At 51.3% G+C, this 13,545-nt stretch carries 11 protein-coding genes; 8 read left to right on the top strand and 3 right to left on the bottom strand.

Going from position 1 to position 13,545, the window contains the following annotated elements; all coding sequences use genetic code 11:
• The first annotated feature begins 199 nt into the window (after nucleotides 1-199).
• Together LC073_RS19930 and LC073_RS19925 are read left to right on the top strand one after the other, a co-directional pair.
• Nucleotides 200-1,750 (top strand): alpha/beta fold hydrolase, encoded by a 1,551-nt coding sequence (locus LC073_RS19930; RefSeq protein ID WP_226649156.1) that lies wholly within the window; start codon nucleotides 200-202, stop codon nucleotides 1,748-1,750.
• Nucleotides 1,751-1,899: 149 nt separating this feature from the next.
• Nucleotides 1,900-4,635 carry a M1 family metallopeptidase gene (locus tag LC073_RS19925; protein WP_226649154.1) on the top strand — a complete coding sequence of 912 codons (2,736 nt, stop codon included), beginning with the start codon at nucleotides 1,900-1,902 and terminating at the stop codon, nucleotides 4,633-4,635.
• A 129-nt stretch (nucleotides 4,636-4,764) separates the two neighbouring features.
• Here the strand turns inward: LC073_RS19925 and LC073_RS19920 are convergent, their stop codons facing one another.
• From LC073_RS19920 to LC073_RS19910, 3 genes are all read right to left on the bottom strand, one after another.
• Nucleotides 4,765-5,346, bottom strand: coding sequence for an HdeD family acid-resistance protein (locus LC073_RS19920; RefSeq protein WP_226649153.1), 582 nt, complete (start codon nucleotides 5,344-5,346; stop codon nucleotides 4,765-4,767).
• Nucleotides 5,347-5,786: 440 nt separating this feature from the next.
• A complete protein-coding gene (locus LC073_RS19915) occupies nucleotides 5,787-7,100 on the bottom strand; it encodes an aspartate aminotransferase family protein (protein ID WP_226649151.1) in 1,314 nt (437 codons plus the stop codon).
• 128 nt (nucleotides 7,101-7,228) lie between these two features.
• The gene (locus tag LC073_RS19910; protein WP_226649150.1) at nucleotides 7,229-8,674 is read right to left on the bottom strand and encodes an NAD-dependent succinate-semialdehyde dehydrogenase; all 1,446 of its coding nucleotides are present in this window, start codon (nucleotides 8,672-8,674) and stop codon (nucleotides 7,229-7,231) included.
• Nucleotides 8,675-8,879: 205 nt separating this feature from the next.
• Between LC073_RS19910 and LC073_RS19905 the strand changes: the two genes are divergently transcribed.
• The 6 genes from LC073_RS19905 (at nucleotide 8,880) to LC073_RS19880 (ending at nucleotide 13,447) form a co-directional block, all read left to right on the top strand.
• Nucleotides 8,880-9,800: a LysR family transcriptional regulator gene (locus tag LC073_RS19905; RefSeq protein WP_226649148.1), complete on the top strand. Its 921-nt coding sequence runs from the start codon at nucleotides 8,880-8,882 to the stop codon at nucleotides 9,798-9,800.
• Nucleotides 9,801-9,993: 193 nt separating this feature from the next.
• On the top strand, nucleotides 9,994-10,371 hold the full coding sequence (locus tag LC073_RS19900; RefSeq protein ID WP_226649146.1) for a PH domain-containing protein: 378 nt from the start codon (nucleotides 9,994-9,996) through the stop codon (nucleotides 10,369-10,371).
• A gap of 97 nt (nucleotides 10,372-10,468) precedes the next feature.
• The gene (locus tag LC073_RS19895; RefSeq protein WP_226649144.1) at nucleotides 10,469-10,699 is read left to right on the top strand and encodes a hexameric tyrosine-coordinated heme protein; all 231 of its coding nucleotides are present in this window, start codon (nucleotides 10,469-10,471) and stop codon (nucleotides 10,697-10,699) included.
• Nucleotides 10,700-11,022: 323 nt separating this feature from the next.
• A complete protein-coding gene (locus LC073_RS19890) occupies nucleotides 11,023-11,541 on the top strand; it encodes a nuclear transport factor 2 family protein (RefSeq protein ID WP_226649142.1) in 519 nt (172 codons plus the stop codon).
• A 288-nt stretch (nucleotides 11,542-11,829) separates the two neighbouring features.
• Nucleotides 11,830-12,291, top strand: a complete 462-nt coding sequence (locus tag LC073_RS19885; protein ID WP_226649140.1) for a YccF domain-containing protein — start codon at nucleotides 11,830-11,832, stop codon at nucleotides 12,289-12,291.
• Between the two features lie 322 nt (nucleotides 12,292-12,613).
• The gene (locus LC073_RS19880) at nucleotides 12,614-13,447 is read left to right on the top strand and encodes a DUF5694 domain-containing protein (RefSeq protein WP_226649138.1); all 834 of its coding nucleotides are present in this window, start codon (nucleotides 12,614-12,616) and stop codon (nucleotides 13,445-13,447) included.
• Nucleotides 13,448-13,545: the final 98 nt, after the last annotated feature.

Genomic DNA, 13,545 nt, shown 5'->3' with positions numbered 1-13,545 from the left:
TGTGACCAGCAAGACAAGGGGAATTTAAAAAATCGACATAAAAACCTAATGGGGACAGCGACAGGCAACGAGACAAACGTCTCATTTTTTACCGAAACAGCATACAAATATGCGGCGGGGTTCTATATATTGCGCAGTTGACCAATGTGTTACACAGGGTCAAAAAAATAAAAATAATTTACTTTGATGAGAGAAAAAAATGAAAACTGCACCACTACTGGCGCTGCTCGGCAGCGCTATGATGTCGGTCTATGCCTGGTCGGCACCAGAATATATCGCCGATATAGATATCCCCTCTTTTGATGGTACCCAGTTAGACGCCAACCTTTTCGTACCGGATACACCTCCCCCCGAAGGCGGCTACCCCACGGTTATTTTCACTAACAGCTGGGGGTTGGAAAAACATCAGTACCACTTCCAGGCCAAGGAACTCGCTGAGAATGGCTACCTGGTCCTGAGTTACTCCACTCGGGGCTTCGGTTTTTCCGGCGGTCTGGTGGATGTGGCAGGGGCCAATAGTATTGCCGATGTGGGGGTACTAATCGATTGGCTCGAAGCCAACTATCCGGTGGGTAAATTGGGCATGGCCGGAATTTCTTACGGCGGTGGTATTTCGCTGTTAAGTGCCGCACGACATCCTCGTGTCGATGCCGTAGCCGCTATGTCCGGCTGGGCCGATGTGGTTGAGGCGCTCTATCCCAATGAAACGGTTAACCTGGTTTGGGGTAGCCTGCTGGTAGGCACCGCTTTCCATAAAGAGGCGGAACTTGAGCATCTCTGGAGCGACCTGCGCAACGGGCAAAACATTGAATCGGTTATCCAGTTTGCCGCCGAGCGCTCTGCGGTCAGTTATGTGGACGAGCTGAATGCAAATGGTACCGCTGTGTTGATGTCGAATAACTATGCCGACTACCTGTTTAAACCCAACAGCATGACCGATTTTTATTCCATGCTGGAAGGGCCTAAAAAACTGTTACTGAATCCCGGCACGCACGCCATTACCGAGACCCTCACCGGTAATTACGGACATATCTGGACCACCACTTTTCGTTGGTTCGACCGTTATCTTAAAGGGGAAGACAACGGTATCGACCGTGAACCCAAGGTGGATATGACCGTGCGCATTAGCAACAAGCTGGAGCACTTTGAAGACTACCCAGTAACTCAGGAGAGCACCACCTGGTACCTGCGCCCGCGCTTCACCATGTTCGATAATGGCAGCATGAAAGGCAGCAAGTACAGTGGATGGAACTGGACCAACGAATTCCATGGCGGCGCTGACACCTTCGCCGGCACCGGTATCCCGCTGATATCCGACGCCTTGGAAGGTTTCGGTATCCCGGTGTACACCCCCATGCTGGCCATCAACGGCTATTTCGCTATTGAATACAAGTCACCGGTTCAGTGGGAAACACTGAAGATTCGCGGCGAGCCGCAGCTCGAAATGTGGGTGAAACCGAGTAAAAAAGAAGTGCAGCTGAATGCGCACCTCTACGATGTAGGTCCATTGGGGCTCGGCCGCTTGATCACCCATGCCCCCATCACCCTGCACAGCGACCAATCCGGGCAAATGCAGAAGTTTGATTTGGAGATGTTCACCACCAGCTACGATGTCCCCCCAGGGCACCGGGTGGTTCTGGCTATCGACACCCAGGGCCTGATTTATCAAAAACCGGATAACACCAATTACACTATCGAAGTGCCCTACAGCAGCAGCAAGGTTTCCAGCTTGACCGTGCCGCACCTGTAAACTTTCCCTGTAATCACCACGCCCGGCCCCGTTGCCGGGCATGGCCTTTCCATCGAGTTTCATCTCCCCCATCCCTTGGTTTCACAACCCCACGTAATTTTCCGTCAAAGCGGTACAATGGCCTTTTTTTGGCCAAGTACCCCCTCTCTATGAACAAGAAGATACCGCTCGCCCTGCTGACCGCGGCGCTGTTATCAGTAGCATTGGCCGGGTGCAACCCGGCGGAAAAGGCCCCGCAGAAGATCGACCAGGAATCCAGCCTACAAATGGCGGCCCTGGATATCAGAGAAGCCCCAGAGGGCAAGCTCCCCCAGGGAGTAGAGCCAAGTGCCTATCGACTGGATCTGACCCTCGATCCTCGAAAAGACACTTTCAGTGGCCGTGTCGCTATCGATATCCAGCTGGCTCAGGCCAGCAACCATATCTGGATACACGGCAAGAACCTGTCGGTCAGCAAAGCCAGTGCTCAGTTGGCGGACGGGCGTGAAGTGGTAGCCTCCTACCATGAGGTTCTCGACAGCGGCGTGGCCATGGTCGAGTTCGCCGAGACGCTGCCAGCTGGCAGCTTCACCCTGCAAATCGATTACGCCGCCGATTTCGATCGCAACCTAGCCGGTCTGTTTAAAGTGGAAGAGCAGGGCAATGCCTATGCCCTGGCCAAATCCGAGTCCATCCAAGCACGCAAATACCTGCCCGGCTTCGACGAGCCCGGCCTCAAGGCGCCGTTCTCCATCAGCCTCACCGTGCCCGAAGGCTACGCTGCCATCAGCAATGGGCCGGAACTAAAACGCGAGGCCGTGCCAGGCGGCATGGAGAAAGTGACTTTCGCTACCACTCCGCCCATGTCCACTTATCTGCTGTCTCTCTCGGTGGGCCCCTTCGATGTGGTTGAGCGCGCGGCCATTCCGCCAAGCAAGTATCGCAGTGAGCCGATCCCGCTACGCGGTTTTGCGCGTCAGGGCCGCGGCGGCGATATGAATTACATCCTCGATATCACCCCCAAAATGGTGGAGACCTTCGAGAATCAATTACAACGCCCCTACCCCTTCAAGAAACTCGATATTATCGCCGCGCCGCAGTGGCCCAGTGGTGCTACCGAGCTGTCTGCGGCCATCACCTATCGCGAGCAACGCATTTTGGTGGGCGATAACCCCGCACCCGGCGCTCGCCTAGCCTTGGTGGAAGTACACGCTCATGAAGTCGCCCATATGTGGTTTGGCAACCAGGTAACCCCACCCTGGTGGGATGACCTTTGGCTAAAAGAGGGCTTCGCGACCTGGGGCGAGCCGTTGGCGCTGCGTATCATAGAGCCCGAAGGCGGCCATGACCTGAACGCCGCCACTTACGCCATCGGCGCCATGCAACTGGATTCCCTCGCCAGCACCCGCGCCATTCGCGAGCCGGTGAGTGACAACAACAACATCCGCAACGCCTACGACTCCATCACCTATTCCAAGAGTCTGGGTGTCATCAATATGGTGGATAACTACTTCGGCGCCGAGCGCTTCCGCCCGGCTCTGGGGCGCTACCTGGAAGCCTTCAACGGTGGCGAGGCGGACTCCCCCTCTTTCTACAAAGTCATCGGCGAGGAAACCAATACCCCTGAGCTGACGGAAACTTTCCGCAGCTTTGTCGAGCAAAAAGGTGTGCCGCAACTGGAACTGACCCTGGACTGCAGCGATCCGGCCCAGGCCAAGCTGCATGTCATCCAGAGTCGCTATAAACCCCTCGGTTCCCCTATTGCTACAGTCGGACAGCAGTGGAGTATCCCCTTCTGCTTTATCAGCGATAGCGGCGCACAGCAGTGCCAGATCCTTACTGGCAAAGAGGAAACCCTGGCGATTGCTTCGAGCAGTTGCCCCAAATGGGTAATGCCCAATGCCCAGGGCAGCGGCTACTACCGCTGGAACCTGCCGGAGCCCCAGTGGCAAGCCCTTACCGAGCGCTTTACCCAGTTCGCCCCTACGGAGCAACTCTCAATTATCGACAGTGCCTTCGCCGCCTTCGAAGCCGGCAAGCTATCCGCTCCTCGGCTACTCGATGTCGTGCGCCAATCTGCCAAGGCAGACAAGCGCCAGGTAATTGCCATGCCCCTAAGTTACCTGCGTAAATACCGCGATAATTATCTGGATGATAACCAGCGCTTGGCCTTCCTGAACTTTGCCCAGAACCTGTATCTGCCGCTGTTGGGCGACAGCGCTGGCAGCGATGATGCCGACCAGCAAATGCTGCACAGCGCCCTGCTCGGCTTTATGGCGCTGGTGGCGGAAGATCCGGATACACGCAAACAATTAATGGAGAAGGCTATTGCTTTTACCGGCTATAAAACCGGGCGCGATCCTCAAGCACTGAATTCCGATCTCTATGAAGCCGCCCTGACCGTGGCTATCCAGGATGCCGGTCAGGGTTTCCTCACGCACCTGATTAAAGTGCGCACCGAGCTAGATGATCCGCGTTTTGAAAACGCCAGTGCCAACGCTATCGGCAACAGCAATAACCCCATGCAGCTGGAGACTATTCAACAGTTGGCTCTCAGTGAAGAGATGGGCCCGCGTGAGGCATTTGCCCTAATCCGCTACGCCCTGACGCAACCGCTGGTACAGGAGCAAAACTGGACTTGGCTGCGGGATAATTTTGTTCCGGTCGTGGATAAAATTCCCGCGCAAATGCGCCGCCACACTCCCACATTTGCCAGCGCCTTCTGCGATAAAAAGCATCTGGATGAACTGCAGCAGCTGTTCGCCCAGCACGGTAAGCTGACTCCCGGCTACCAGCGCAGCCTGGCGCAGACCGAAGAGCGCATTCATTTGTGTATGGCACTGCAGGAAAAAGGTCAGTCGCTGATGGAAGCTTTGCCAAAGTCGGTAGATCTGGCAAAACAATAAAACTGTTATTTTTTCTCTCTCCCGTGCAGGGTAAGAATATTTTCTCACCCTGCTCGCTTAAAACCTCTCTGCCAATAACCAGTGCGGATACTCTGGCATTGCACTGGCCCCTTTCGGCAAGCTCTGCCTCTAAGTCTCACCGTTATTGTGTTTGCGCAGGCGAAATGCCAGCCAGATCATAGGCAGGCCAAAGATAATGGCATAAGCCCCGATTACCCACACCAGTGCCAGGGCGCCCGCTCCGGGGCTCACCAATATTGCGAGGCCAAAAATTACCGAGAGCACACCAATCGCGATCAACAACCACTCGTTGTCAATTTCCTTTCGCAGTCGGATCGCCCCGACAATCTCAAAAATCCCCCGCACAAAAGCCCAGGCGCCGATAAAAATCACCAGCACCAAAGCGGTTACCTGGGGAAACATAAAAGTCACGATTCCCGCAGCCAGGCTGATCAGGCCAGACACAATCAGCCACCATAGAGGAGTGCTCGCATGACGCCCCATAACCGCTGCAACCAGAGAAAAAATACCATCGAGCAGGGCGTAGATACCAAATAGAAAAACCAGAGTGAGCAGTGACAGCCCCGGCCAAATAAATGTCAGCACACCGAAGATCACTGCAATTACGCCGCGCAATAACAGCAGCCACCAGTTGGCGGAGAGCACCTTCAATATGGGGCCAGTAGCGAGGGGGGAGATATCAGTGGACATAAGCAGTCCCCGAGTTACAGATCTCCACTAAGTTAAGCGCCAGATTGAGCAGACTTCCAGCTCAGAGAGTGTTTTCCCCGGATAAACAACAAATTATGGAGGGAGGCGGCCCACGAGCGCGACCAAATAGTCGACTCTGCAAAGACTATGATCGCGCCGCAGGCCGCTAATTCCAGTGTAGCCGCAACCGACAAGCAGGCGCAGTAAGCGCAAAAACCTGGATAGCAAGAAATTAAAGGATGAAGATGTAAGGGGACTTGATGTGTAGGGCTTAGAAAAGTTCGCGGGACCATTAACGGATAACGGATAACGGATAACGGATAACGGATAACGGATAACGGATAACGGATAACGGATAACGGCGAGAAAAACAGACAAAATAAAGGTAAGAAAAACAGAGAAATACCGGCAGCTATAAAGCTGCCGGTAGAGGTTATGGATTAAGCCAGCTCGCTGATCACACCGCGCAGCTTATCCACAATCGCATCGATTTCGTGCTTTTCGATAATCAGCGGTGGAGACATGCACAGGGCATCACCGATACCACGTGCCATGACACCGGCCTCCCAAGCCATACCGGAAGCCTTGCCACCGAACTTACCTTTGAGGTTTTCAGGTGCGCGCAGCTCGATAGCGCCAACCAGGCCGTAGTTGCGCACATCGATCACATTGTCCAGGTCCGCCAGACTGTGCAGGGCGTTCTCCCAGTGTTGGCCGATCTCACCGGAGGCTCGGGTGAGCAGGCCCTCGCGCTCGTAAATATCCAGGGTCGCCATACCCGCAGCACAGGCCACCGGGTGTGCGGAGTAGGTGTAGCCGTGGAAAAATTCCACCATGCCTTCCGCGGCTGCATCCATGATGGTGTTGTGGATTTCATCTTTCACAAACACTGCACTCAAGGGCACCGCTGCATTGGTAATGCCCTTGGCAGAGGTGATCATATCCGGGGTGACATCGAACTCGATGGAGGCAAAGGCTGAGCCGGTACGGCCCCAACCGGAAATCACTTCATCAAAAATCAGCAGCAGATCATGCTTATCACAGATCTCACGCAGGCGCTTCAGGTAGCCCTTCGGTGGCAGTACCACACCGCCGGCACCGGCAAACGGCTCGACGATTACTGCAGCAATTTGATCAGCACCGTGGAAGGCCACCAGGCGCTCCAGATCTTCCGCCAATTCCACACCATGCTCGGGTAAACCGCGGCTGAAAGCATTGCGCTCAATATCCAGGGTGTGACGCATATGGTTGGCTTTCACCGGCTGGCCAAAGCCCTGGTAATTGGGTGCGATACCGCCCACAGAAATACCGCCGAAGTTCACGCCGTGATAGCCCTTCTCACGGCCGATAAACATAGTGCGGGTGCCCTTGCCGCGTACACGCTGGTATTGCAATGCGATCTTCAGCGCAGTTTCTACGGCCTCGGAACCGGAGTTACCAAAAAATACATGGTCGAGGCCATCTGGAGTGTGCTTAACCAGACGCTCGGAGTATTCGAAGCCCAAATCGTGGCCAAAATTAAAGATGGAGCTGTAATCCAGGGTTTTCGCCTGCTGGTAAATCGCTTCAGCAATTTCTGTGCGACCGTGACCGGCATTGCTGCACCAGAGGCCAGCAGTGGCATCGATAATCTGGCGACCACCTTTTTCGGTGAGGTAGATACCCTCGGCACTCTCCACAATCCGCGGAGCGGATTTAAAGGTGCGGTTGGGGGTAAAGGGCATCCAGAAAGCATTGGTTGGCATTTCAGACATAAACTGTATCTCCGCAAGTTTCCTGAAACTTCAAAATATTTACAAAGGGAGTCTGCGACTCCCGAGAATTGTTCAGGCGCTCGTGCACTCTCAGACAAGCGCGCAGCGCTGCCGTTCGAAACGAAAAATTAGGCTCCGAAGCAGCAGTATTTGGTCTCGTAGAATTCGGCCATACCTTCGACACCGCCCTCGCGGCCAATGCCGGATTCTTTGTTGCCGCCAAAGGGTGCTACGGTGGTAGAGAAAACCCCGGTGTTACAGGCGATCATGCCGTATTCCAGCGCTTCCACCACACGGTTCGCGCGGCGAATATTCTCGCTCATCACATAAGCGGCCAAACCGTAAGGGGTGTCGTTGGCACGGCGGATCACATCGGCTTCATCGGTGAACTTCTGTACTGCGGCGATGGGACCAAAGTTCTCCTCCTGAGCCACCCGCATAGCATCCGTAACACCGGTCAGCAGGGTGGGCGCGAAATAGTTTTCTCCATTGGGCAGCTGCTCTCCGCCAATCTCGATTTTCGCCCCGGCTTCTACCGCATCCTGTACCAGATCCTGTACCCGATCTACCGCACGGCGATAAATCATCGGCCCCATGCTGACACCCTCTTCGGTGCCATGACCGATTTTCAGCGCCGCCACTTCCGCACGCAATTTTTCCACAAACTCATCGTGCAGCGACTCATGTACGTAAATGCGGTTGGTAGCCACACACACCTGACCGGCGTTGCGGAATTTGGTCGCGACACAGGCCTGCACCGCCGTCTCCATATCCGCATCGTCGAATACGATAAAAGGCGCGTTGCCGCCCAGTTCCATGGACATCTTCTTCACGGTGCTGGCGCACTGTGCCATCAGCAGTTTGCCCACGGCGGTGGAGCCGGTGAAGGTAAATTTGGCCACGCGCGGGTCTTGGGTCAGTACCTTGCCAATTCCCGGCGAATCGCTGCCGGTCACCACATTGATGGTGCCCTTGGGAAGCCCCGCCTCTTCTGCCAGTTGGCACAGCGCCAATGCGGACAGTGGGGTTTCCAACGCAGGCTTGATCACTACGGTGCAGCCGGCTGCCAGCGCCGGTGCCGCCTTGCGAGTGATCATAGCGTTGGGGAAGTTCCACGGGGTAATGCAGGTTACCACGCCTACCGGCTGGCGGATGGTGCTCAGACGCATTGCCGGATTGTGAGTGGGGATCGTCTGGCCGTAGGCGCGGCGGCACTCCTCAGCGAACCACTCGATAAAAGAGGCACCGTAGATAATCTCGCCCTTGGCTTCCGCCAGTGGCTTGCCCTGCTCCAGCGTAAGAATACGTGCCAAATCATCGCTGTTATCCATAATCAGCTGGTACCAGCGCTTGAGAATGGCGGCACGCTCGCCGGCGGTGCGGCGGCTCCACTCGGGGAAAGCGGCGCTGGCAGCGGCTACCGCTGCCTCTGCATCCGCCGCTGAGCCATCGGCCACTAAGCCCAGCACTTCGCCATTGGCCGGATCGCGCACCTCTGCGGTGCCCGCGGCATCCCGCCATTCTCCATTGATATAGTTCTGAGACTTCAACAGGTTTGGATTCGCCAGTTTCACCGGAAAACTCCTGATAATTTGGTGTTATTAATGGTATTGCGGCGATTCTGGCCGCAGCAGTCCGGGGTGAATAGTAGTATTTCTCGAACTAAAGTTTATATTTATCAAACTTAAGCGTGAAGTGGCTTGACCACCCAGCCCTCTCTCCGTTGGCAGTGGATACGCTATGGCAAACAAACTCAGAAAACACGGGATAAGTTGGTAGATGGGCAAGACAAAAAGCGCCTTAGGGGGACGCCTCAGCGACATAGACCTGCGTTTGCTTAGGGTTTTCCGCGAAGTAGTACGCGCTGGTGGCCTGGCCCCTGCGGAGGTGGCACTCAATATCGGCCGCTCCACCATTAGCGTACATATCTCCGACCTGGAAACCCGCCTGGGTATGCAGCTGTGCCTGCGCTCCCGCGGCCGTGCCGATTTTAAGCTGACACCTGAGGGGGAATCCCTTTACCAGGCCATCCTCGAATTGGATGGCCACCTGGAAGCCTTTAAAAGCCAGGTGAATGCCATTCAGTCCCACCTCACCGGAACCCTGCGTCTGGTAATGCCTGACGATGTGCTGGAGATACCACAGCTGGACCTGCCGGCAACTATTGCCCACCTGCGCCAGCAGGCTCCCCAGCTGCACCTGGAAGTACAACTTGCCGCACCGCAGGAACTGGAACTGGAAATACTCGCCGGCCGCGCTGATGTCGGTATCAACCCCCTACACTCACGCCGGCCAGGCCTGGAATACAGACCGCTGTTTCAGCACCAGTCCACGCTCTATTGTGGCGCCCAACACCTCTGTGCCCAGGCCGACCAGGTCAGCGAGGAATTACTTACTCAGCAGGAGCTGGCCGCACCCAGCCACGCCGTGCTCTCCGGCGCCGCCCATCTATACCGCCTCTTCCCAAAACGATCCACCGCCAATCATATGGCCGCGCGGCTCTCAATGATTCTGTCCGGCTGCTTTGTGGGATTTCTGCCGGATTACCTCGCACAAAAATATGTGGAAACTGGCAAGCTAAAGCCCCTAATAGCCGAACGCTTTCACTACCGAATTCAGAATGCGGCAACTTTTAAAAAGAGCGCAGCGGAGCACCCGGCTGTACAGCTGTTCTTACAGGTTTTAGTGATTAAAAACTAGCTCCGGAAAAAAGCACAGAAACTTAAATTGTGAAGATGATACCTGCCCAAGGTGAGGATTGGGGCTTCTCTTGCTTCGTTAGTACAGTCAAAAAAATCTTCAGACCACTAAACAATCAAGAAATTTTTCACTATTAAAAAAGCGGATCATCTATACAATGGATGAGCGTAAGAATAATTCACATGGAAGCGTTATGATCGATTTTAAGAGTTCACCCATATTCAAACTCAAGCCTATTGAGATCTCCGAGGCTAGGGATGACTTCAATAAGTTTTTGATTGAAGGAGAGGCTATTTTCGCAGGCTTCAAAACCATTCGGGATCAGGTGGTTTTTACTAACAAGAGGATTATCGCAGCCAATGTCCAGGGAATAACGGGCTCCAAGGTCGATTACACCTCTCTGCCCTACAGTAAAATCCAGGCATTTTCTGTCGAGAGCTCAGGAACCTTTGACCTGGATTGTGAAATCGTGGTTTATCTCAGCGAAGTGGGCGAAGTCAAGTTTGAAATCAAAGGTTCTTTTGATCTTATCCAATTTAATCAACATATCAGTAAGTATGTATTGGCTTAATAAAATTGAAAAAGCTTCACATTCTGGAACTTCATTTTTAGCGTCAATAGCGTATATTTAACCCATCAAAGATTTCAAACATAGGAGAGGGAAGTTCATGTCACAAGTGTGGTTAGAAAGCTTGATTACAGAAAATGCTCAACAAGGTTTTGAGCTGGCCATAAAGCTGTCCAGAATGGGAGTGAAATACACTCAACCTTCGGATGAAGTAAGAAGCCAGTTGAGAGCTTCCTACGGGGAAAACGCAGATAGCTTGATCGCCTCATCCCAGGTAGTTGCCATCAACTACCAGACAGTTGCTGCCGCCAATAACTACTGGCGCAGCTAAGGACATCAGCGCGCTTTACAAGAAACTTTGAGTGTAAATACCTAAAGTTTTGTAAGGCGCCTCTACTTTCCCAAATTTAAGATAAACATCAACTCTAAGGGTCTTTCGAATAGAAGTGTCCCTCCTACCCAATATCCAGTCTAATTCACACAAAACCTCCTGAAACGACAACAACCTCACCATTTCAAACTATATTGCAATCAATTTAATGGACATTAGTGGCATAAGAATCCTGATTCCAGTATTTCCATTAAAGTGAAACTAGAGTGAAACTTAACAGGCTAATTGCTCTGCAAGGATAAATTCTCATGTTGGAGATAGATATGAATAAACGGGAAGAACAACTTATCTCTATTTGGGAGACACATACAGCAGCTGAATTTGAATTGAAAGACGCTGATGCTGCCATTGCCACTATGACGGAAAACCCTGTCTTAATTCATGTACCTGTAAATACAGGAGCAACTGGCAAGGAAGCGCTTAGAAACTTCTATCGGGATATATTTATTCCACAGATGCCCCCAGATATCGAACTGGAATTACTAACTCGCACAGTGGGGGAGCACAGAATTATCGACGAATTTATCCTGCATTTGACCCATTCCCTGCAAATGGACTGGTTCGCCCCAGGTATTAAAGCTACCAATAAGAAATTATCTATTCCTTTTGTTGGGATTATTACTTTTGAAAACGATAAGATCGATTCGGAACATATTTATTGGGATCAGGCCACAGTACTCAAGCAAATGGGACTTTTGGATAATTCTCTACCTGTCCTTGGTAAGGATCAATGTAAACGTTTACTCAATATCAATGCACCAGTAAATGAACTGATCCAGTAAATCCAAAAGGTAAACCCTAACGATATTGGACACTCGCCGAAGCCACCTCACCTTAATAAGCCAACCAATAAAAGTGACTTCCAAGTATCAACTATTGTGGTTTATTAAAATTTTTGCCCTAATGCATCTAAAGAAATTCTATGCTGCGTCTAAGCAGCATAGGTTTATCAAAGGTAGCTGATATCACCTTTCTAGAAGTTGCTGGCTAGGAGCAACTGGAAAGGCTTAAGTCTTGGTACCTGAATACCATCTGTATCAATTCCCACAACAACTTAAGAGGAGATTGGTGTGCGCACCCTGGGTAATTTCTTGTGGTTTATTCTCGGCGGGATCTTTATGGGCCTTTGTTGGTGGTTTTTTGCTCTAATTGCCTTTATCAGCATTATCGGGATTCCATGGGGCAGGGCCTGTTTTGTAATGGGCAAACTCTCATTCTTTCCCTTTGGGCGTGAAGCCATTTCACGCAAGGAGCTCACCTTAAATGAGGACATTGGTACCAGTGGGTTAGGTCTGATAGGCAATATCATCTGGTTCCTATTCGCTGGAATCTGGCTGGCAATTGGTCATTTGGTCCATGCAATTGCCTGTTTTATCACCATCATTGGCATTCCCTTTGGCATTCAACACCTGAAGCTAGCCGGTATTTCTTTATCCCCGATAGGTAAAACCGTTGTAGATAAGGAAGTGGCACAAGCGGCAAGAATGCGTAATGCCAATGCTACTGTTTCTCAAATGCGCGGTAGTTTTTAGTCCCGTTAAAAAAGAGGGGCTTGAAAAGCCCCTAAACTGCAACTCCACTGAGAACCAGGCATAGCAGGGAGAGCTTGAAATGGTATTCTTTTTACTAGCGTCTTTAAGGTTTAGCAATTTCTGATTTCGAAAGTTTTCAGCTTATTACTTAACTTTTAAATAGGACAAATAGTAACTCTCACACTTATCTGTCAGGTACTTCTTTAGATATAGAAACTAGCAATAGCAGTGGAGAGACTGCAGCAAGAAAATACAAAACTTACCCATAAAACACTTTAAACTAACGAAAACAAATCAACCTGAACTTAAAAGGATTTTAATAATGAAGGGTATTAAAAAACTTACTACCTGCACCCTTATCTTAATGTTGAGTGCCACAGGCTTGGCTGGAAACAGCTACTCCGCTCAAAAAGAAAAAAATGAATCAGCAAAAGCTCAGATAATGCTTTTTGGTACCTTTCACTTTTCCAACCCTGGACGGGATTACGTCAAGTCAGAAGTTATTGATGTGCTTACTCCTGAAAATCAGGACTACATAGAAGGGCTTACCAGCAAACTGGCCAGCCAATCACCTACGCATGTAATGCTGGAGTGTGATCCATCTCAGCAAAAAAAGATCAATAAAGAATTTACCTCTTATCTTGCAGGCGAGCATCAACTAAAAAATAATGAAAATGAACAACTGGGCTTCCGAATTGCTCAAAAGGCAAGTCTAAGCGAGGTTATATGCTATGACGAAAATGAAGTACATTATAATGGCGAGGCACTCAGGGCATATATGGAAAAATATGAGTCTGAAAGAAATGCTAGTAACACCGCCTTTTTTAAAGAGTTGAGCAAAGAAACCGGCCAGCGCCACAAAACACTAACTTTAAAAAAATTGCTTCAATTGAACAACGATCCTACTGAAGATCAGCAGAACATGAACCTATATCTTATGAACAACGATATTGCTGCTGGAGAAGCCTTTGCCGGAGCCGACGCTTCCGCCAGCTGGTGGCATAGAAACTTCCGTATGTATGCCAATATTCAGGCCAAAGCACAACCAGGAGCTAAGATAATAGTCATTGCAGGCTCTGGCCATACCGCCATTATGAAAACTCTACTTGCCACTGACCTTCAACGCCAAGCCTGGGATATTAACGACTATCTCTAGGGTTATTCTCTGTATTCTTTCAGGATTTCTAGGAGCTGTCTATATTAGTTGACTTAGACGGCCCCTAGAAAAATTATTAACCTTTGTCTACCTCAAAC

This window comes from Microbulbifer variabilis (assembly GCF_020524905.1).
In the GTDB taxonomy this organism is placed as follows: Bacteria; Pseudomonadota; Gammaproteobacteria; order Pseudomonadales; family Cellvibrionaceae; genus Microbulbifer; species Microbulbifer variabilis_A.
The sequence above is the reverse complement of the archived record's forward strand: the minus strand, read 5'-3'. Positions and strand labels throughout refer to the sequence as shown.

What these genes read in the sequence shown, in the direction of transcription:
- LC073_RS19880 (WP_226649138.1), top strand. Translation starts at nt 12,614, where the DNA reads ATGAAGGGTATTAAAAAACTTACTACCTGCACCCTTATCTTAATGTTG.
- LC073_RS19895 (WP_226649144.1), top strand. Translation starts at nt 10,469, where the DNA reads ATGTCACAAGTGTGGTTAGAAAGCTTGATTACAGAAAATGCTCAACAA.
- LC073_RS19925 (WP_226649154.1), top strand. Translation starts at nt 1,900, where the DNA reads ATGAACAAGAAGATACCGCTCGCCCTGCTGACCGCGGCGCTGTTATCA.
- LC073_RS19920 (WP_226649153.1), bottom strand. Translation starts at nt 5,346, where the DNA reads ATGTCCACTGATATCTCCCCCCTCGCTACTGGCCCCATATTGAAGGTG.
- LC073_RS19890 (WP_226649142.1), top strand. Translation starts at nt 11,023, where the DNA reads ATGAATAAACGGGAAGAACAACTTATCTCTATTTGGGAGACACATACA.
- LC073_RS19905 (WP_226649148.1), top strand. Translation starts at nt 8,880, where the DNA reads ATGGGCAAGACAAAAAGCGCCTTAGGGGGACGCCTCAGCGACATAGAC.
- LC073_RS19915 (WP_226649151.1), bottom strand. Translation starts at nt 7,100, where the DNA reads ATGTCTGAAATGCCAACCAATGCTTTCTGGATGCCCTTTACCCCCAAC.
- LC073_RS19900 (WP_226649146.1), top strand. Translation starts at nt 9,994, where the DNA reads ATGATCGATTTTAAGAGTTCACCCATATTCAAACTCAAGCCTATTGAG.
- LC073_RS19930 (WP_226649156.1), top strand. Translation starts at nt 200, where the DNA reads ATGAAAACTGCACCACTACTGGCGCTGCTCGGCAGCGCTATGATGTCG.